The following is a 16,686-nucleotide window of genomic DNA, read 5'->3' on the forward strand; positions in this document are numbered from 1 at the left end:
TCACGTACGCAACCGGACGCGGGCACGCCGCTCTCCAGGCCCCGTCGCAACGGGGGCATGTCCAGGCCGCACGGCAGGCGGTATCCTCCTTGCCGTGCGCGCTGACCGGGTGACACCGGGCTCGCAGACTTCACTGCGTGAGGCCAACCGAGCCCGCATCGTGAGCGCCGTTCAGCGATGCGGTTCCCTGACGCAGATCGAGCTGGCCGGCGTCACCGGCCTGTCCCCGGCGACCGTCTCCAACATCGTGAAAGAGCTCACGTCCCTCGGTGTCCTCCACACCTCCCCGTCCACCCGCAGCGGCCGGAGAGCGCTGCGGGTCACCCTCGCCCGCAATCTCGGGCTGGTGGCAGGGGCGCACTTCGGTTCCCGTTCCCTGCGGGTCGCGCTCGCCGACACGTCGATGCAGGTGCTCACCGACCAGTCGATGCCGCTCGCGCCCGACCACCGGGCCGACGCCGGGCTGCGCCGCGCCGCACTCCTGATCATGGAGATGGTCGAGTCGCTCGACGCGTCCCCCGAGGAACTGCTCGCGGTGGGCATTTGCCTGCCCGCCCCGGTCGACCACCGCACCGGCCGCATCACCACCGTGGGCATGCTGAGGGGCTGGGACGGGACGGTGGTGCCCGAGGTGATCGGTGAGGAGCTGGGCGTACCGGTGACGGTGGACAACGACGCGAACCTCGGCGCCCTTGCCGAGACGCGCTTCGGCGCCGCCGCCGGGCACGACGCCGTCGCGTACCTGCGGGTCTCCCACCGGGTGGGCGGCGGGCTCGTCATGGGCGGCCGCCTCGTGCACGGCCGCTCCGGGGGCGCCGGGGAGATCGGTCATGTGACGGTCGACGCGAACGGCCCGATCTGCCGCTGCGGCAACCGTGGTTGCCTGGAGACCTTCGTCGGGGCCCCGGCTCTCCTGGACATGCTCGCCGCCAGCCATGGGCGCCTCACGCTCCAGGATGTCATCGCACGGGCGGGGGAAGGCGACGCCGGCTGCCGGCGCGTGCTCTCCGACTCCGGGCAGCACCTCGGGGTGGCCGCCGCCAACCTCTGCAACCTGGTCGATCCGGAGATCGTCGTGGTCGGAGGCCAACTGGCCGCGGCCGGGGAGATCCTGCTCGCCCCGATGCGGACCGTCGTCGAGCAGCGCACCATGCCCAACACCGACGGCCCCGTCCGGATAGTCTCCGCCGGGCTCGGCGCCGCGGCCGAGGTCCGCGGCGCTCTCGCCGTCGCGCTCGACACGGCCCGCATCGGCGGTGCGCTGAGGGTGAGCCCATGACCCGTTCCGCCGGATCCGGCCCGTTCGGCTCGCCCGTCTCGCGGGCCCGGCGCCGGCTGCCGGCGTGGGCGGCCGTCCTGTGTGCCACGGTGCTCGCCCTGACGGGTGCGGTGCTGGTGTCCCGCGCCGCGGACCGGGAACCTCCCGAGGGCGCCATCGCGCTGCTGCTGCCCGAGGTCAAAACGGCGCGTTACGAGACCATGGACCGTCCCGCGTTCACGGGGGTCGTCGACGAGCGCTGTTCCGGCTGCGAGGTGTACTACGCGAACGCCGATCAGAACGCCGCGACGCAGCAGCAGCAGGCCGAGTCGATGCTCGCCCGCGGTGCGGACGTCCTGGTACTCGACGCCGTGGACGCGGTGGCCGCGGTGAGCATCATCGAGGAGGCGAAGCGCTACGGGGTCCCCGTGATCGCCTACGATCGCTTCATCGCGGACGCCGAGGTGGACTACTACGTCTCCTTCGACAGCGAGCTCATCGGTTATCTCCAGGGCACCGCCCTGCTCGCGGCCATCGAGGAACGAGGGCCCCGACCGGACGGACGCACTCCCGGCGTCCTTCTCGTGCACGGCTCCCCGACCGACCCCAACTCGGCGGAGCTCACCGCCGGGGTCTACCGTGCGCTGGAGGAAGAGGGCATCGAGGTGCTGGCCGAGTACGACACCCCGGACTGGAGTCCGGACCGGGCCACCGACTGGGTCGAGAGCCGGCTGACCGAGTTCGGCGGCCGGGTCGACGGCGTCTACGCGGCCAACGACGGGATCGCGGGCGGCGCCATCGCCGCGATGAAGGCCGCGGGCTTCGACCCCGTCCCACCCGTGACCGGCCAGGACGGCGAGCTCGCGGCGGCCCAGCGCATCATCTCCGGAGACCAGTACATGACCGTCTACAAGGCCACCACGGAGCAGGCCCGCACGGCCGCCGAGCTCGCCGTGCGCGTGCTGCGCGGTGAGAAGCCCCGCACCACCGCGGTGATCGACGGGGTCCCGAGCCTGCTGCTGGCCCCCCGCGCGGTGGGCGTCAACGATGTGGAGCGCGTCCTCGTCGCGGGAGGGGTGTACACGGTGGATGAGATATGCACCCGCTCCTACCGAACGGCGTGCGCGCGCGCGGGGCTGCGCGAGGAGGAGCCGTGAGCACGCCCCCGGCTCGCCGCGCGCCCGTGCTCTCGCTGCGCGGGGTGTCGAAGAACTTCGGTGGCGTACGGGCCCTGAGCGGCATCGATCTCGACGTCCGCCCCCACGAGGTCCTGGCCGTCATCGGCGACAACGGAGCCGGCAAATCGACGCTCGCCGGACTGATCGCCGGGGTGCACCGGCCCGACGCCGGTCAGATCCTCCTCGACGGCACGCCCGTGGTGCTCGGCTCTCCCGCCACGGCCCGGAGTCTCGGCATCGCCGCGGTCTTCCAGGACCTCGCCCTGTGCGACAACCTCGACGTCGTCGAGAACCTCTTCCTGGGGCACGAGCCCACGCGCGGCGGGTTCCTCGACGAGGTCGCGATGGAACGCACGGCCTGGGAACTGCTCGGCCAACTGGCCACGAGCGTCCCCTCGGTCCGGCTGCCCGTCCGCGCCCTCTCCGGCGGGCAGCAGCAGGTCGTCGCCGTGGCCAGGGCCCTGCTCGGCTCGCCCCGGGTCGTCGTCCTCGACGAGCCGACCGCCGCGCTCGGGATCCGCCAGACCGCCGAGGTGCTCAACCTGGTCGAGCGGCTGCGTGGACGGGGACACGCGGTCGTCGTCATCAGCCACCAGGCCGCTGACCTGCAGGCGGTCGCCGACAGATTCGTCGTGTTGCGTCTCGGCCGCGTCGGCGGTGAGCTTGACGCCGCCAGCGCCGGGTACGAGGATCTCCTCGCCGTGATGACAGGGGTGAGCCGCCCCAGCGGCAGGAAACCCCGATGACCCGAGCCTCCGCGCCACCACCGGTGCGCACACACGTCGCCGCCTTCGACCACGGCGAGTCCCTGCCGACCCTGCTGCGCCGCATCACCGACCGGGAACTGGGAATGGTCCCGGCCATCGGCGCCCTCGCGCTGATCTGGGCCGCGTTCGGCCTGATCAACCCCGCGTTCCTGTCCGCGGAGAACCTCGTCAACCTGACGCTCCAGAGCGCCCCCACCGGCGTGATCGCCCTGGGCGTCGTGCTCGTGCTGCTCGTGGGGCAGATCGACCTCTCGGTCGGCTCGGTCAGCGGACTCGCCGCCGCCGTGGTCGCCATCACGACCGTCCTGCACGGCTGGCCGATCGCGTTCGGCATCCTGCTCGCCCTCGCGGTGGGCGTCCTCGTGGGCTTCTGCTACGGCTTCGCGGCCACACGCCTCGGGCTGCCCAGCTTCGTGCTGACCCTCGCCGGGCTGCTCGTGCTCGCCGGCGTGCAGTTGCGGGTGCTCGGCCCCCGGGGATCGATCAACCTGCCCTTCGAGTCCTGGCTGGTGCGGTTCGCCCAGCAGGGCTTCCTGTCCCCGCTCGCGGCGTGGACCCTGGTGATTCTCGCGGTGACGACGGTCACCGCCGTGCGGCTCGTGGAGCGTTCCCGGCGAGTCCGGGCCGGCCTGCCCCGGGTGAGCATGACCCGGCTGATCCTGCGCACGGCCGCGCTCGCCGCGGTCCTCTGCGCGACGGTCGCCTACCTGGGGCTGGCCCGCGGCATCGGTTACCCGGTCGTCCTCTTCCTCGTCCTGGTGGCCGTGGCCGACGTGCTGCTGCGCCGCACCCGGTGGGGGCGGGCGGTGCGCGCGGTGGGCGACAACCGCCGATCGGCCCTCCTGGTGGGGGTGGCCGTCCGGCGCACGACGGTGTCCTGCTTCATCGCCTGCTCGGCGCTGGCCGCGCTCGGCGGTGTCCTCGCGGCGGGCAGGCTCGCCGCCGCGAACCAGGGCACGGGCGGCGCGGACACCTACCTCACCGCCATCGCGGCCGCCGTGATCGGCGGGACGAGCCTGTTCGGCGGACGGGGGAACGCCTGGTCGGCGGTCGTCGGCGTGCTCGTCATCACGTCGATCTCCAACGGCCTCACGCTTCTCGACCTGGACACCGCGTCGCGCTACATCGTCACCGGTTCCGTGCTCGTCCTGGCCCTCGCGGCCGACACCTCGCTCCGCGGCCACCGCTCGCCCTGAGCCGCTCGCGTGGCCCGCGTCGTACGCGATCACGTTCACTCGCATCGCATCGCCTCGGCGAACTCGACGTCGCTCATGCGGAACGTCGCGCCACCGCGCCGAACGGGCCGGGGAGGCGGTGGGTTTGACCGGCCCGGTTGTTCGGCCAGCGGCGAGCGCGTTCGCCTGGTTGGATTGCCCCTGGGGAGCCGCATGCGTGGGGAGGGAGGCCGGGACGTGTCCGGTGAGCGGGATTTCGTGGTGGAGCTGGCGCGGGAGGGCGAGGGTTACCGGGTGGAGGTGCGTTCTCCGGCCGGGGAGTGCTCCTCACCGGTGAGCCTGGACACCACCAGACTGCTGGGAGACCTGGACGCGATCCAGGCAGGTGTGCTGGCCTCCAGCGCGCGCGTGCGGGCGGCGCGTCCGGTGATGTCGGCGCTGGAGCGACCGCTGCGGGAGATCGGCGCCGACCTGTTCGAGAACGTGCTGGGCGGTGAGGCGAGGGTGCTGCTCGCGGCCAGCCGCAACGAGGTCGAACGGCGGGGGCAGACCTTCCGGATCGTCCTGCGGCTCCCCGCCGAACTCGCGCTGCTGCCCTGGGAGTTGCTCTTCGACAGCCAGCGGGGCGAGTACGTCTGCCGGCGCAGCGCCCTGGTCCGCTACGTGGACGCGCCGGAAACGGTGCGGCAGGTGCGGGTCGAGGGCCCACTGCGGGCCCTGGGCATGACCGCCCTGCCGGGAAGCCTCGCCTCCCTGGACGCCGAGGGCGAACGCGAGCAGCTGGTCCAGGCGCTGGAGCCGCTGCGGCAGCGAGGGCTGGTGGAACTGGACTGGGTGGAGGGCGGCCGGTTGCAGGATCTGACGTCCGCGCTGCTGGCCGGCGGGCCCTATCACCTGTTCCACTTCATCGGGCACGGCGGGTTCGACCCCGCCCGCGGCGAGGGCGGGATCGTCTTCGCCGACGACCTCGGCCGCCCCCGCATGGTTCCCGCTTCGTTCCTGGGGGAGATGCTGACCCTGGCACAGCCCATGCCGCACCTGGTCGTCCTCAACAGCTGCGCCACCGCCACCGGGCTGGCCACCGACGTCTTCTCCAGTGCCGGCGCCTCCCTCGTCCGGCGCATCCCCGCCGTGGTCGCCATGCAGTTCTCGATCACCGACGCCGCCGCCAAGGCGTTCAGCGGCACGTTCTACCAGGCCCTCGCCTACAACCGGGGCATCGACGAAGCCGTCCGCGTGGCCCGCATCGCCGTCACCGGCTGGCACCCCGACACCCTCGAATGGATCACTCCCGTCCTCTACATGCGCAGCCACGACACCCACCTCATCCGGATCGAAGCGGGCTCCGGCACCGCCACAGCCACCGCCACCGAGGCCGCGCCGGCCATTCCCAGCGCGCCACCGTCCCCCACCAGCCGCGGCGGCGGGACCGGCGAAACCGGCGGGACCGTTGAGACCGCACGGTCGTTGGCCGAACGCGGCCAGGACCACTACACCGCCGGGCGGATGCGGGAAGCCCTGGCCGACCTCGACCGGGCCATCGCCCTCGAACCCGACAACGCCTGGGCGCTCGCCAGGCGGGGGAACCTGCACCGCTTCGCCGGGCGAGCGGAGGAGGCCCTCGCGGATCTGAACCGAGCGCTGGAACTCGCACCGGATGACAGCTGGACGCTTGCCCGGCGCGGCGCGGCCCGCTTCCTGGCGAAGCAGGACGACCGGGGAATGGTCGATCTCGACCACGCGCTGCGCATCGAACCCGACAACACCTGGGCGCTCGCTGTCCGCGGCGACTTCCACCGCATCGCCGGGCGCAGCGCCCAGGCCCTCGTCGACCTGGATCGTGCCATCGAGCTCGATCCCGGCAACTCCCTCGCCTTCGGCGCCCGCGGTGCCCTGCACTACGGCGCCGACCGGGACGACCAGGCGTTGTCCGATCTCGACCGGGCGGTCGAGCTCGATCCCGACAACGTCTTCGCCCTCGGCCGGCGCGGTGACCTTCATCGTGTGGCGGGGCGCGGTGATCAGGCGTTGTCCGACCTTGACCGGGCCATCGGACTGGACCCGGACAACGCCTACGCCCTCGGCACGCGCGGCGATCTCCACCGGGTGGCCGGGCGCGGTGACCAGGCTCTCGCCGACCTCGACCGGGCCGTCGAGCTCGACCGCGACAATGCCTTCGCGCTTGCTCGGCGCGGTGACCTTCATCGTGTGGCGGGGCGCGGTGACCAGGCGTTGTCCGATCTCGACCGTGCCATCGAGCTCGATCCCGGCAACTCCCTCGCCTTCGGCGCCCGCGGTGCCCTGCACTACGGCGCCGACCGGGACGACCAGGCGTTGTCCGATCTCGACCGGGCGGTCGAGCTCGATCGCGACAATGCCTTCGCGCTTGCTCGGCGCGGTGACCTTCATCGTGTGGCGGGGCGCGGTGACCAGGCGTTGTCCGATCTCGACCGGGCCATCGCCCTCGACCCCGACAACACCTACGCCCTCGGCGCCCGCGGCCACGTCCACCGCCTCGCCGGGCGCGACGGCCAGGCCCTGATCGACCTCGACCGGGCCATCGGGCTCGACCCCGACAACGCCTACGCCCTCGGCACGCGCGGATTCCTGCACTACACCGCCGAGCGCGGCGACCAGGCCCTGATCGACCTCGACCGGGCGCTACGCATCGAACCCGACAACGTCGCGTATCTCGTTCTCCGCGGCCACCTCCACCGCGTCGCCGGGCGCGGTGACCAGGCGTTGTCCGATCTCGACCGGGCCATCGGGCTCGCCCCCGACAACTCCCTCGCCCTCTCGATCCGCCGCGAGCTTCTGGGCGGAGGCCGCTGAGCGAGGCGCTCGGTCACACCAGCCGCGGGCGACGAACTCATCGTGGCGACGAGGACGCACGGCCTTCGTAGATCGCCCGCACGCGCACGGAGATCGCCTCCTGTGCTTCGCGTACCGCCTCGGACGCCGCATCGGGATCGGGGTCGTCGTTCGCGCGTTGAAGGGTCTTCGAGGTGAAGCGCACGGCACTTCGCGCTCTCCGGGCGAGCCGGCGAATCCCGTCGTCCAGGATGAAGCCGGCCTGGGCGTCGATGGCGGCGAGTGCCGCGTCCATCGTGCTGTCCGCCTCCCTGATGTGGCGGTCGTCCGGCCCGCCGCCTCCGCTCGTTCTCTGCTCATGGAGCTGGTGCCAGAAGTCGCTCATGACGTCCAGGAGTTTGGTGAGCTCCTCCTCCGCGGCTCTGAGCAGTTGGTGGACCTCGACGAGGTGCCGTAACTCGAACTCCTCGCGGCGCTCGGTCGCGGCGGCTTCTCGTTCGTGCCGACGCGCGAGGGCGTCCCGGCGGTCTTGACGGCTCTCGGTGAAGGCGTTCTGGACGAAGACGCCGACGGCGCCGAGTATCAGAGTGAGGACGGGCAGGACGGCGGTGAACCACTCGGGCATGCCGGAAGGGTACGGCGCGCGGCCGGAGCCCGCTCCTCATCCGCGGGAGCGGGCCCCACAGCAGGGAGATGCTCGCGCTCGGCGGGTGGGTGGTGGGGCGCGTCTTGCGTCGGCCGCGCACGATCACCGTGGCGGCGCGGACATCCGCCACCCCTTCGACCTCGGGGAGGTGGTCCGCGAGGTCATCTCCGTCACCGCACGACCACGCCCGGACGGCGGCCTGGTCCTGCGGGTCGTCTTCCCCCCGGGAGGAACGAACTGAGTTCCGTGGCGTCGGCTGCGGTGGCGCGTTGGGGGGTGACGCGAAGTGGCTGGCTTCGAGGGATCGGCGCGCCAGCAGTCACCGGGAGCGCAGCCGTCTCAGCCGGTGAGCGTGAGCCGGATGTTGCCGATCCGCCCCAGCTGGTCGAAGGAGACAACGGCGGCGTTCCCGGTCGGCAGATCGGCGATCAGCCGGTCGCCCTCCACGCGCTGCGGCACCCCGTGGTGCTCGAAGTACCCCGTGACGGCCTGTCGCGGCGAACGCCCGATGAGGGAGACCCCGGCCATGAGCACGCGCGGCAGGGCGACCGGATCGAGCTGGGCGCTGGGCACCTTCGGGTCGTCGGGCAGGAAGTACACCTGGGTGCCGGGCCCGGCGGGCTGCCCGATGTACCCGGGAGCGTTGGCCACCCCCATCCCCGCGAAGGCCAGCATCTCGGCGGCCCGCCGAGGATCGTCGAACCCGGACAGATCGATTTCCTCAGCGGTGAACTCGGGAATCCCGTGCGCCTGCCCGTACCGTGCCACGGCAGCGGACAACGCCACGACCTCACTCCCGCCGAGCCCAGGATTCGCCCAGCCCCACAGCCAAGAACCCCCCTCCATGTCGTACGTCCCAAGGACACCGACCCGTAGCCGCACCTCCCCCTGCTGGTACGAACACGTCGGCAGGTCCGCGCTCCACGGCGCCTCGGGCAGGAACTCCATGAGCGCCTCGAGCTGAGCGGCGCCCCAGACGGAGTGCCGCTCCGCCTCGAGCAGGAACTGGTCGCTGAATCCCTTTATCATGATCACGAGCGTAGGGGCGAGCCCCAACGACGGGTAGCCCGGGTGCCGTTCCCCCGGTTACCGTCTTCACCCGGGCGCATGTACGGACGCGGACGCGTAGGACGCTCGGTTGGTTTGACCTCAACCGCGGTTGAGCCGCGGACCGCCGCCGAGGGCACGTCCACCGTCTGGGCGGTCCACGCGCCACGGACGCAGCCCCGGTCACGCGCGCGCGTGACCGGGGCTCTCGCAGCGAGTGAGTCACGCCCGTCACATGCAGGAGTGGTCGATCACGTTGCCGTTCGAGCAGTTGTTTGTGTGATCGGAGGCCCAATCACCGAGCACCGGCACGACGGCGACTTCCTGCAGGCAGACGGCGGCGGCCGTGAAGTTCCAGTTGTTCGCCGCGTTGACGCCGCCTCCGAAGTTGGAGTCGTTCTCGGCGTGGGCCAGATGCGGTGCGACAGAACGCTGGGCTGATCCGGGCCGACTCACCTGGCGAGTTCGGCCGGTTCGTCCAGTCTCGTCAGCTTCCGCGGGTTTCTCACCAAGTAGACCCGGGTGACCTGCCCGTTCTCCACCACGAGGCTCACCGCCGTGGCCAGCTCGCCGTCGATGTCGATCCGGCCCGCAGGTGCGCCATTGAGCCACACGGCCGTCGTCGCGAGCGCGGCCCCTTCCAGCCGGTTCGTGCGTGCGAGCACCTTCGCCACGAGCTCGACCCCGTGGATCGGAGCCAGAGCGGCGGCCGCGAGTCCGCCACCATCGGCGATCAGGACCACGTCCGGCGCCATGACCTCCACCAGCTCCCGCAACCGCCCGGTTCGCAACGCGACCAGGAACTGCTCCACCACGGCCTGCTGCTCCGCCCGGCTCACCCGCACCCGCGGCCGCCGGGCCGCCACATGCTCGCGTGCCCGCCGCGCGATCTGCCGCACCGCGGCCGCGGACTTCCCGATGGCCTCGGCGATCTCGCCGTACGGCAGCTCGAAGACCTCGCGGAGCACGAACACCGCCCGCTCCGTCGGCCCGAGCGTTTCGAGGACGGTCAGCATCGCGATCGAGACGCTCTCCGCGAGCTCCACGTCCTCGGCGACATCAGGGCTGGTCAGCAACGGTTCCGGCAACCACTCGCCGACATAGTCCTCGCGGCTGCGCGCCAACGTCCGCAGGCGGTTGAGCGCCTGCCGCGTGACGGTCCTGACGAGGTACGCCCGCGCGTCGCTCAACCGCGACTGGTCGACCCCGGCCCACCGCAGCCAGGACTCCTGGAGCACGTCCTCCGCGTCGGCCGCGGAGCCGAGCATCTCGTAGGCGACCGTGAACAGCAGGCCGCGATGGGCGACGAACGGGTCCTCGGTCATGCCGTCGACGCTACGCCGGACGTCTCGGGACGCGCGGCCAGCGGGATCTCGCAGGCATCGGAGTAGCCCTGCGAGGTGATCCCGTGCGCCGTGTTGCACCTGGCCGCCAGGTTGGCGAAGCCGATGAACACGGTCAGCTCGACCAGCGCCGCCGGGCCGAGCCGGCCGAGCAGACTCGCCGACAGCTCATCGGTGACGGTCGGCGGCGTGTTCGTCATGGCCTCGGCGTACTCCATCACCTCACGCTCCAACGGCGTGAACACCTCCGACTCCCGCCAGCGTGGCACCTGGCTCGCCTTGGCCAGGTCCAGGTTCTGGTGCAGCGCCTGGAAGTAGTTGACGTCGAGGCACCAGCTGCAGCCGATCTGTGCCGCGACGGCCATGTGGGCGAACGTCTTGAGGTCCGCGTCGGCCGCGTCCCACTCGCCCACCCTGGCTGAGAACTCCTGGTTGGCCTCGGCGAGCTTGGGGTTGTTCCACAGCACCTCGTTGGGCTCGGGCACGGAACCGAGCTGCTTGATCAGTTTCTCGCGGAGCTCGGCGGGGAGCTCGGCCTTCGGTACGCGTAGCGCCATGGTGTTCTCCTTGGACGTGTGCCTGTTGGGCATGAAGACACCACCGGGCCCGCGAATGTGACACCCGAGCCCACGTCAGGCGGGACGCGACCTACAGGAAGGGCACGCCCTCATGCGCACTCTTTACGTCGTCACTCACCCGGAGGCGACGCACCACGTCGAGGGTGTCGTCGGCGGATGGCATGATGCGCAGCTGACACCCGCCGGCGTCCGCGCGGCGGCCTCCATTGCCCAGACACTGCGAGCCCAGGTCCCGGACGGCGCCGAGGTGGAGCTGTTCTCCTCCGATCTGCGGCGCACCCGGCGGACGGCCGAGGAGGTCGCCGAGCTGTTCGGCGTGAGACCGGTCCTGGATCGCAGGCTGCGGGAGAAGTCCTATGGGAAGGCGGGGGGAAGGCCGCAGGAGTGGCTGGACCGAAGGTTCGTCCCGCCGCCGGCCGTGGGGGAACGGCTGGAACACGACGAGGGCGTGGAGGGTGCCGAAACCAAGGCGGCGTGGGTGAAGCGCATCTACGCGGCCATGGACGAGATCCTTCAACGCCCGTGCGAACACCAGATCATCGTGACCCACGGCGGCTCCCTGACGTTCGTCGTGGCGTCCTGGATCAGGATGCCGATCCAGTCGGTCGGCTATGCGAGCTTCCGGGCACCCTCCGGCAGCATCACCACGCTGCGCGAGGACGACTTCTTCCACAACCGCCAGGTCGTCAGCCTCGGCGACACCCGCCATCTCGACCCCACCAAGGATGGCTGACCTCTGCCCGGCCCGCTCCGATGGCCCGCCCAGGGACAGTCGACGGAGCGACGTGTGCCGGGCCCGGGCATCCGCACCGAGGTCGAGTCCTGGGCCCGAACCCCGCTCGACGGCGGGCCCAGGTCCGAGCCCCGTGCCCGGCAGACCGCGTGGACCTGTCTCGACGAGATCCAGCCGGTACCACCCCGGAACGGCTCCCGACCCGTTCCGCCTCTCCCTTGCCTTCGGCATCGACGAGAAGACCGCCGGTGCGGCGAGCTGGTCTACTGGCCCCCATGGGAAGCTCCTACATGGCCTACCGCGAGCACGGCTTCTGGGCTCGTGATGTCCGGGCCGAGGTGTGGCTCTACCTCCTGTCCGAGGAAGCCGTCGCCTCAGTCACCGAGCGTCCTGCCTGGCTCGACGCGGCACAGGAGGACTGGCGCGTCCAAGCGACAACGGGCTTCATGGGCTGCGTCTCCTCATGCCTGGACCAGCACCTCGGAGTTGCCCCGGACAGAGTGGCCGCCGTCCTCGCGCTGTCGGAGCGGGTCCGCGAGCGGCTGCTGCGGTGGGCACCGGCGATTCCCAAGGACGTCGTCAACGGGTTCGGGACCGGCGGCGAAAGCGAGTCCTTCGACAGAGACCTGGAAACGGGCCTCCTGCTGACGTTCGCTGACACCTTCATCGCCCTGCTGCGGGGCGAGATCACCGGTGCACCAGGCACGGTCACGGCCTACCGACCCCGTCCCCCCACATGACGGCGACGGTCGGCCGGTTGGCGACCCACCCGGCCAGGGCGGCGAGGCGGACGGCCTGACTCGTCCCGGCGTACCCATGCGGTCACAGCGCTAGGGACGGTCCGGTGCGGGGCAGGGGAACTCCTCGTTCTCGCCCCAGCGTTGGCGGTTGTCGTCCCTGGTGAGGATGCCACAGGCCATCACCTCTTCCGTTGGCGCCTCCCGATTGGCCCGTACGATGACGATCAGCTTGTCCCCGGTCCGGCGGTCGTTCTCCACGCCCGAGGAGTCGATCCAGCCCGTCGCCCCCTCGAAACCGCCGTCGCCGAGCCCCTGGTACAGCACGCCTTGCACGAGGTCGCGGTCGAGGCGCCGGTTGCTGAGCCCGGTGGTCACCCACGCCTGGTCGACCGCCGAGGACAGGTAGCGCAGCGCGTCCCAGGCCAGCGCCGGGTGCGCGTCCGAGGCGAGTGCCCGGGTGACCGCGTCGTCGGTCTCGTCGTAGGCGCTGTGATACGCCTGGTAGAAGTCCCTGCCCTCGACGCTGACCTCCTCGGTCCCGGCGATCTTCTCAAGCAGCGGGCCCGCGCCTCCCACCACGAAGTACAGGGACAGCCTGTCGAAGGCGTCCCATGGATGGCTCTCGCTGATCCGCACATTGGTCACCTCGTCGCCGCCCAGCATGGTCAACCTGGGGCACTGCCGCGACAGCCGGTCCATCTCGTCGAGGAACGGGACGATCTCACTGCCGCGTGCCGTCCACACCACGGCCGTACGGGGCTCCCGGGACAGCTCCGAGCAGACCTCGCGGGCGAGGTTCTGCAGACTGGCCTGTGACTCCCCCTCGATGGGCGGGACGTCGTCGTCGGGATTCCCGTCGACCGGGCTGTAGAGCAGTGTTCTGGTGCGTTCGGCGCTGTAGCCGTTCGTGAAGGCCAGGCCCAGGCTGCTGCTGTAGGAGTCGTCGGGATCGACCACGAGCAACGACTGCCGTGCCCGGACGCTGCCCTCCTCCACCGTGACCATCTCCGCGTTCGCGGCGAACTCCGCCATCGCCGCACCGGCCCGGCTGTTCGTCGGGGCGATCTGGTAGTAGTGGTTGCCGTGTTCCAGCAGCTCGTCGGCGGTGCCCGAGGTGCCGATCACGGGTAGTCCCGCGGTGCTCAGCGTTTCCAGCGCGGCGTACGTGGTGTCCCGGCTCTGTCCCATGCCGATCACGCCGACGATCGAGGGATCGCGTTCCGCCAGCTCGACGATGCTGTGCGCCACCTCGGGCGCGTCCTGGAACCGCTGGCCCGCGTCGGCCACCACCAGGCGCAGCGGCACCCGTTCCTCGCCTTCGAGTGCCTGGTCGTTGGTGAGCCGCTGGGCCAGCAGGATGCCCCGCAGCTCCGCGAGCGTGCCGCCGAGCACCGGGTCCAGCTCGTGCTCGGCGCCGCTGAGGGTGCCCACGTAGACGACGGTGCGTGGCAACGGACGCGGATCGTCTCCCGACCAGTCCGCCGTGGCCTCTTCGATGTCCGCGTTCTCCCGCTCGATCTGGTCGAGCACGTCGCGCACCTTCGCGTTCTTCACCACCTGGGTGTCCTGAACGCCGACGCACGAGCCGTCCGCGCCGAGGAAGGTGCTTCCCCGGCATGGGTCGTCCTCGCCCAGCGGCAGCGGCCCCAGGACAGCGGCGGCGGCGATCCCCGCGCAGGCCAGTGCCGCCCCGGCCATGCCGCCCGCCAGCTCGGTCGCCGGCCCGTAACGGGGCACCGGCACGACGAGTCTGGGCCGCAGCCCCAGCTCGTAACGGGCGCTTTCATCGGCCGCCGGACCGGCCGGGACCCTCACCACCATGCCGCTGGCCTCCGGGGCGCGGCGCATCGAATCCCGCAGCGCGGTGGCGGCTCCGGTGAAGTCCGGCACGGTGAGGTCCTGGACGCGCTCCGCCAGCGAGGTGACCCCGGTCGCGACGACCAGCGCGGAGGTGCAGCCCCTCCGCCCGGCCCAGGTCCGCAGCTCACGAACCAGCTGCTGCTCCCGCGAATCCTTGTCCCCCACCCCGACGAACAGCAGCACGAACCGGTTCCGCCGACGCCGCCGCCACGGGTTCAACGGCCGCCGAGCCACAGCCTGTTCGAGATCCTGGAGGAGCGCCTGGGCCAGCACACGGTACAACGCCTTCTGCCGCTCCTGGGCTCCGTCCGCTTCCGTCTCGCCCGGCACCAGCTCCTGCGCGTAGGCGAACAGGCTGAACGGGCCCTGCTGCGCCCTGCCGAGCTGGTCCTTCCCCCAGCGGGTGAACCACCGCAGCCGGCGCCGCATGACCACGCCGAACCACCAGCGCGGCAGCCATTGGAAGAGCCAGGCGCTGAGCGCGTGCCAGATCAGGCCGAGGACGTTGCCGCCGCCGTCCGATTCACGGGCGTGGCCACCCAAGTCCCACAAGATCCGCGCGAGCATGGACGTCGTGCGGAACTCCGCGTAGCAGTGGTCGCGCAGAGCCCGCGGGCGCAAGTGATCCGTCCGAAGCTCCGGGCGGGCGCGCGCCACCGTCATCAGCAGCCACAGGGCAGGCAGACGCAGCCTGCCCTCCCCGCACCTCCTGCTCGTCTCCTTGAGCTGCCGGTCCAGAGCCGTGAACGGTGCCAGCGAACCGGCTCCTTCCGGCACACGCTCCAGGTAGGCATGGCGCGCCAGCGGCGCGTCCTGGCCGCCGAGCCAGTCACGCAGCGCGGGCCCGAGGCGCGCGCACTCCGCGCTGCCGCCCTCCGGATCGCGCAGGAGCACCACCGGCAGCCAGCCACGCCGCCGCCGGGGCTGCCTGATGAGCTCCTGAAGGGCGTCGACGAAAGCCCCCATGCCCGGATAGGCGGGTAAACCGCCCTGTTCTTCCCCATTGTTGGCCATGCCGTCCCACCCCATCGCCGGATCCCGGACGCAACGAGCGGATCAACCGCTTGTGGCAAGGACGTCGTGATCGCCGCGCGAGGTTCCCCGGCCCCGCCGCCAGGCTTCGGCACCCATCCTGGTCGGCATCGGCTTGCGGGCGAACTTTCGGCTCGACATCCGCCAAACAACCGGGCCGCACCTTCGCACCCCGGCCGAGGACACCGGCGAGACCGTGCACGCTGGTGGTCGTGGAGGGCAACAGTGCCCGATTCGTCGACGGCGTTCAGATCCCGCGGGTGATCCGCGTCGGGCCGCGCGTCGGCATGGTGCTGCCCGCGCACGCCACCGCCGCGGGCAAGGCGATCCTCGCCGCGCTGCCGCCGGAGCACGCTGCCGACCCTGGTGGTGCGCGAGGGATCACGTACGGAACGCTGTCCGAAGCCGGGGGATCGGGTACGAGCTGGGACCGGGGCTGTGGAGGTGGCCGGCAGAGGCGGTCCTCCACAGCCCCGGATTTCTACCCGGTTCCGCTGGACGTTGGACTGACTGCTGTCCCCGCGGGGGCAGGGGACGCGGTCGTCAGCTCATGCTGATGTTCGAGCTGCCGCTGCTCTGGTAGCCCTCCACCGCCATGATCATGTAGTAGTTGAAGCTGCCGAGGTTCATGCCTGCGCGGGACCACGCGTCGAAGTGGGTGCCGGTGTTGAGGCTGCCGCTGCTCCGGAGGTTCTGCCGGACGCTCCAGAACTGCGGGAAGGTCTTGGTGCCCTCCACCGACGGGGCGTTGTACCGCATGGAATGGACGATGGTGTAGTTGCTGCCGTCGGCGCTGAACGTGCCGCGCGTCTCGCCGCCGCTGCTGGGGTTGTACGGTCCGTGGGACTCCACGATGTAGTACTCCACCAGCGGGTTGGAGGTCCAGCCGTAGAGCGCCAGGTAGCCGTTGCTGCCGTGGTTGACCCAGCCGTTGTAGTTCACGGTCCGGCGGCTGCCGTTGCTCCAGCCCTTGCCACAGACGACGTTGTTCGGGTTGTTGAACTGGGTGCTGAAGCCGCCACCGGAGTTGAGCGTCATCGAGGCCCGGCCCTGGCTGTCGGTCCAGAACGAGTAGAAGTACCCGTTGTGGTTGCCGGTCTGGTTGGTGGTGATGGTCTGCTGGGCCCTGGCGGTCCCGGGCAGCATCAGCGAGGCAGCGCCACCGAGGGCCAGCGCGCCGCCGATCAGACCCCTGCGGCCGAGCATCGGCGCGGGGTTGTCTTCCATGGTCATGCTTCCTCCTTGTAGGGCTGGCGGAGGCCAGAGAGCGTGAGACGACTCGACAGTTCCGTCGACGACCAGGGCGAGGTCGCCGACGGATCGCCGGCTTTTGTCGTAGCAAAGCGGGAGCTGGCCGGTCGGCGTGCGGCTCACGACCGGAGGGCCAGATCGCGCGGGGGTGCCCGGATCGACAGTGCGACGTGGGGATGCGGCGGAAGAGCTGCCGATGTCATGCCCATGCTGTTGTGGTCCCTCGGAGTTGTCAACTGTTTCCGCAAGGTTTACGGGAAAAACGCT

15 protein-coding genes are annotated in these 16,686 nt (G+C 71.1%); 8 read left to right on the plus strand and 7 right to left on the minus strand.

Annotated features, from left to right (window positions below; all coding sequences use genetic code 11):
- Positions 1-160 precede the first annotated feature (160 nt).
- The 5 genes from ADY01_RS02030 to ADY01_RS36470 all read left to right on the plus strand — a co-directional run bounded on the left by ADY01_RS02030 (position 161) and on the right by ADY01_RS36470 (position 7,210).
- A complete protein-coding gene (locus tag ADY01_RS02030; RefSeq protein WP_199826140.1) occupies positions 161-1,279 on the plus strand; it encodes an ROK family transcriptional regulator in 1,119 nt (372 codons plus the stop codon).
- Complete coding sequence (locus ADY01_RS02035) at positions 1,276-2,415, plus strand: sugar ABC transporter substrate-binding protein (RefSeq protein WP_078899913.1); 1,140 nt, start codon at positions 1,276-1,278, stop codon at positions 2,413-2,415. The genes ADY01_RS02030 and ADY01_RS02035 overlap by 4 nt, the downstream gene beginning before the upstream one ends.
- Entirely contained in the window at positions 2,412-3,182 is a 771-nt protein-coding gene (locus ADY01_RS02040) for an ATP-binding cassette domain-containing protein (RefSeq protein ID WP_049564569.1), read from the plus strand. Before ADY01_RS02035 ends, ADY01_RS02040 begins: the two co-directional genes overlap by 4 nt.
- The gene (locus ADY01_RS02045) at positions 3,179-4,399 is read left to right on the plus strand and encodes a sugar ABC transporter permease (protein ID WP_049564571.1); all 1,221 of its coding nucleotides are present in this window, start codon (positions 3,179-3,181) and stop codon (positions 4,397-4,399) included. Before ADY01_RS02040 ends, ADY01_RS02045 begins: the two co-directional genes overlap by 4 nt.
- A 216-nt stretch (positions 4,400-4,615) precedes the next feature.
- Positions 4,616-7,210 carry a tetratricopeptide repeat protein gene (locus ADY01_RS36470; protein ID WP_049564573.1) on the plus strand — a complete coding sequence of 865 codons (2,595 nt, stop codon included), beginning with the start codon at positions 4,616-4,618 and terminating at the stop codon, positions 7,208-7,210.
- A 37-nt stretch (positions 7,211-7,247) separates the two neighbouring features.
- On the opposite strand, the gene ADY01_RS02055 is transcribed toward ADY01_RS36470, so the two are convergent.
- The 5 genes from ADY01_RS02055 to ADY01_RS02075 all read right to left on the minus strand — a co-directional run bounded on the left by ADY01_RS02055 (position 7,248) and on the right by ADY01_RS02075 (position 10,782).
- Positions 7,248-7,814 carry a hypothetical protein gene (locus ADY01_RS02055; protein ID WP_049564575.1) on the minus strand — a complete coding sequence of 189 codons (567 nt, stop codon included), beginning with the start codon at positions 7,812-7,814 and terminating at the stop codon, positions 7,248-7,250.
- A gap of 360 nt (positions 7,815-8,174) precedes the next feature.
- Positions 8,175-8,864, minus strand: coding sequence for a DUF6882 domain-containing protein (locus ADY01_RS02060; RefSeq protein ID WP_049564621.1), 690 nt, complete (start codon positions 8,862-8,864; stop codon positions 8,175-8,177).
- Between the two features lie 249 nt (positions 8,865-9,113).
- Entirely contained in the window at positions 9,114-9,338 is a 225-nt protein-coding gene (locus ADY01_RS02065; RefSeq protein WP_049564576.1) for a hypothetical protein, read from the minus strand.
- Positions 9,335-10,207, minus strand: a complete 873-nt coding sequence (locus tag ADY01_RS02070) for an RNA polymerase sigma-70 factor (protein WP_049564579.1) — start codon at positions 10,205-10,207, stop codon at positions 9,335-9,337. Before ADY01_RS02070 ends, ADY01_RS02065 begins: the two co-directional genes overlap by 4 nt.
- The gene (locus ADY01_RS02075) at positions 10,204-10,782 is read right to left on the minus strand and encodes a carboxymuconolactone decarboxylase family protein (protein WP_049564580.1); all 579 of its coding nucleotides are present in this window, start codon (positions 10,780-10,782) and stop codon (positions 10,204-10,206) included. Before ADY01_RS02075 ends, ADY01_RS02070 begins: the two co-directional genes overlap by 4 nt.
- A gap of 112 nt (positions 10,783-10,894) precedes the next feature.
- On the opposite strand from ADY01_RS02075, the gene ADY01_RS02080 reads away from it, so the two are divergent.
- Both ADY01_RS02080 and ADY01_RS02085 read left to right on the plus strand, forming a co-directional pair.
- Positions 10,895-11,536, plus strand: coding sequence for a histidine phosphatase family protein (locus ADY01_RS02080; RefSeq protein ID WP_049564583.1), 642 nt, complete (start codon positions 10,895-10,897; stop codon positions 11,534-11,536).
- 275 nt (positions 11,537-11,811) lie between these two features.
- On the plus strand, positions 11,812-12,276 hold the full coding sequence (locus ADY01_RS02085) for a hypothetical protein (RefSeq protein WP_049564586.1): 465 nt from the start codon (positions 11,812-11,814) through the stop codon (positions 12,274-12,276).
- A gap of 90 nt (positions 12,277-12,366) precedes the next feature.
- On the opposite strand, the gene ADY01_RS02090 is transcribed toward ADY01_RS02085, so the two are convergent.
- Positions 12,367-15,150 (minus strand): ABC transporter substrate-binding protein, encoded by a 2,784-nt coding sequence (locus ADY01_RS02090; RefSeq protein WP_063784083.1) that lies wholly within the window; start codon positions 15,148-15,150, stop codon positions 12,367-12,369.
- 224 nt (positions 15,151-15,374) lie between these two features.
- On the opposite strand from ADY01_RS02090, the gene ADY01_RS41705 reads away from it, so the two are divergent.
- Entirely contained in the window at positions 15,375-15,725 is a 351-nt protein-coding gene (locus ADY01_RS41705; protein ID WP_107081606.1) for an IclR family transcriptional regulator domain-containing protein, read from the plus strand.
- Here the strand turns inward: ADY01_RS41705 and ADY01_RS02095 are convergent.
- Positions 15,712-16,395 (minus strand): glycoside hydrolase family 11 protein, encoded by a 684-nt coding sequence (locus ADY01_RS02095; RefSeq protein WP_053170426.1) that lies wholly within the window; start codon positions 16,393-16,395, stop codon positions 15,712-15,714. The genes ADY01_RS41705 and ADY01_RS02095 overlap by 14 nt on opposite strands.
- Positions 16,396-16,686 lie beyond the last annotated feature (291 nt).

The sequence above is a fragment of the Streptomyces sp. SBT349 genome, from assembly GCF_001083795.1.
Taxonomy (GTDB): domain Bacteria; phylum Actinomycetota; class Actinomycetes; order Streptomycetales; family Streptomycetaceae; genus Streptomyces.

What these genes read in the sequence shown, in the direction of transcription:
- ADY01_RS02055 (WP_049564575.1), bottom strand. Translation starts at nt 7,814, where the DNA reads ATGCCCGAGTGGTTCACCGCCGTCCTGCCCGTCCTCACTCTGATACTC.
- ADY01_RS02035 (WP_078899913.1), top strand. Translation starts at nt 1,276, where the DNA reads ATGACCCGTTCCGCCGGATCCGGCCCGTTCGGCTCGCCCGTCTCGCGG.
- ADY01_RS02090 (WP_063784083.1), bottom strand. Translation starts at nt 15,150, where the DNA reads ATGGCCAACAATGGGGAAGAACAGGGCGGTTTACCCGCCTATCCGGGC.
- ADY01_RS02085 (WP_049564586.1), top strand. Translation starts at nt 11,812, where the DNA reads ATGGGAAGCTCCTACATGGCCTACCGCGAGCACGGCTTCTGGGCTCGT.
- ADY01_RS02070 (WP_049564579.1), bottom strand. Translation starts at nt 10,207, where the DNA reads ATGACCGAGGACCCGTTCGTCGCCCATCGCGGCCTGCTGTTCACGGTC.
- ADY01_RS02060 (WP_049564621.1), bottom strand. Translation starts at nt 8,864, where the DNA reads ATGATAAAGGGATTCAGCGACCAGTTCCTGCTCGAGGCGGAGCGGCAC.
- ADY01_RS02095 (WP_053170426.1), bottom strand. Translation starts at nt 16,395, where the DNA reads ATGGAAGACAACCCCGCGCCGATGCTCGGCCGCAGGGGTCTGATCGGC.
- ADY01_RS02080 (WP_049564583.1), top strand. Translation starts at nt 10,895, where the DNA reads ATGCGCACTCTTTACGTCGTCACTCACCCGGAGGCGACGCACCACGTC.
- ADY01_RS02075 (WP_049564580.1), bottom strand. Translation starts at nt 10,782, where the DNA reads ATGGCGCTACGCGTACCGAAGGCCGAGCTCCCCGCCGAGCTCCGCGAG.
- ADY01_RS02045 (WP_049564571.1), top strand. Translation starts at nt 3,179, where the DNA reads ATGACCCGAGCCTCCGCGCCACCACCGGTGCGCACACACGTCGCCGCC.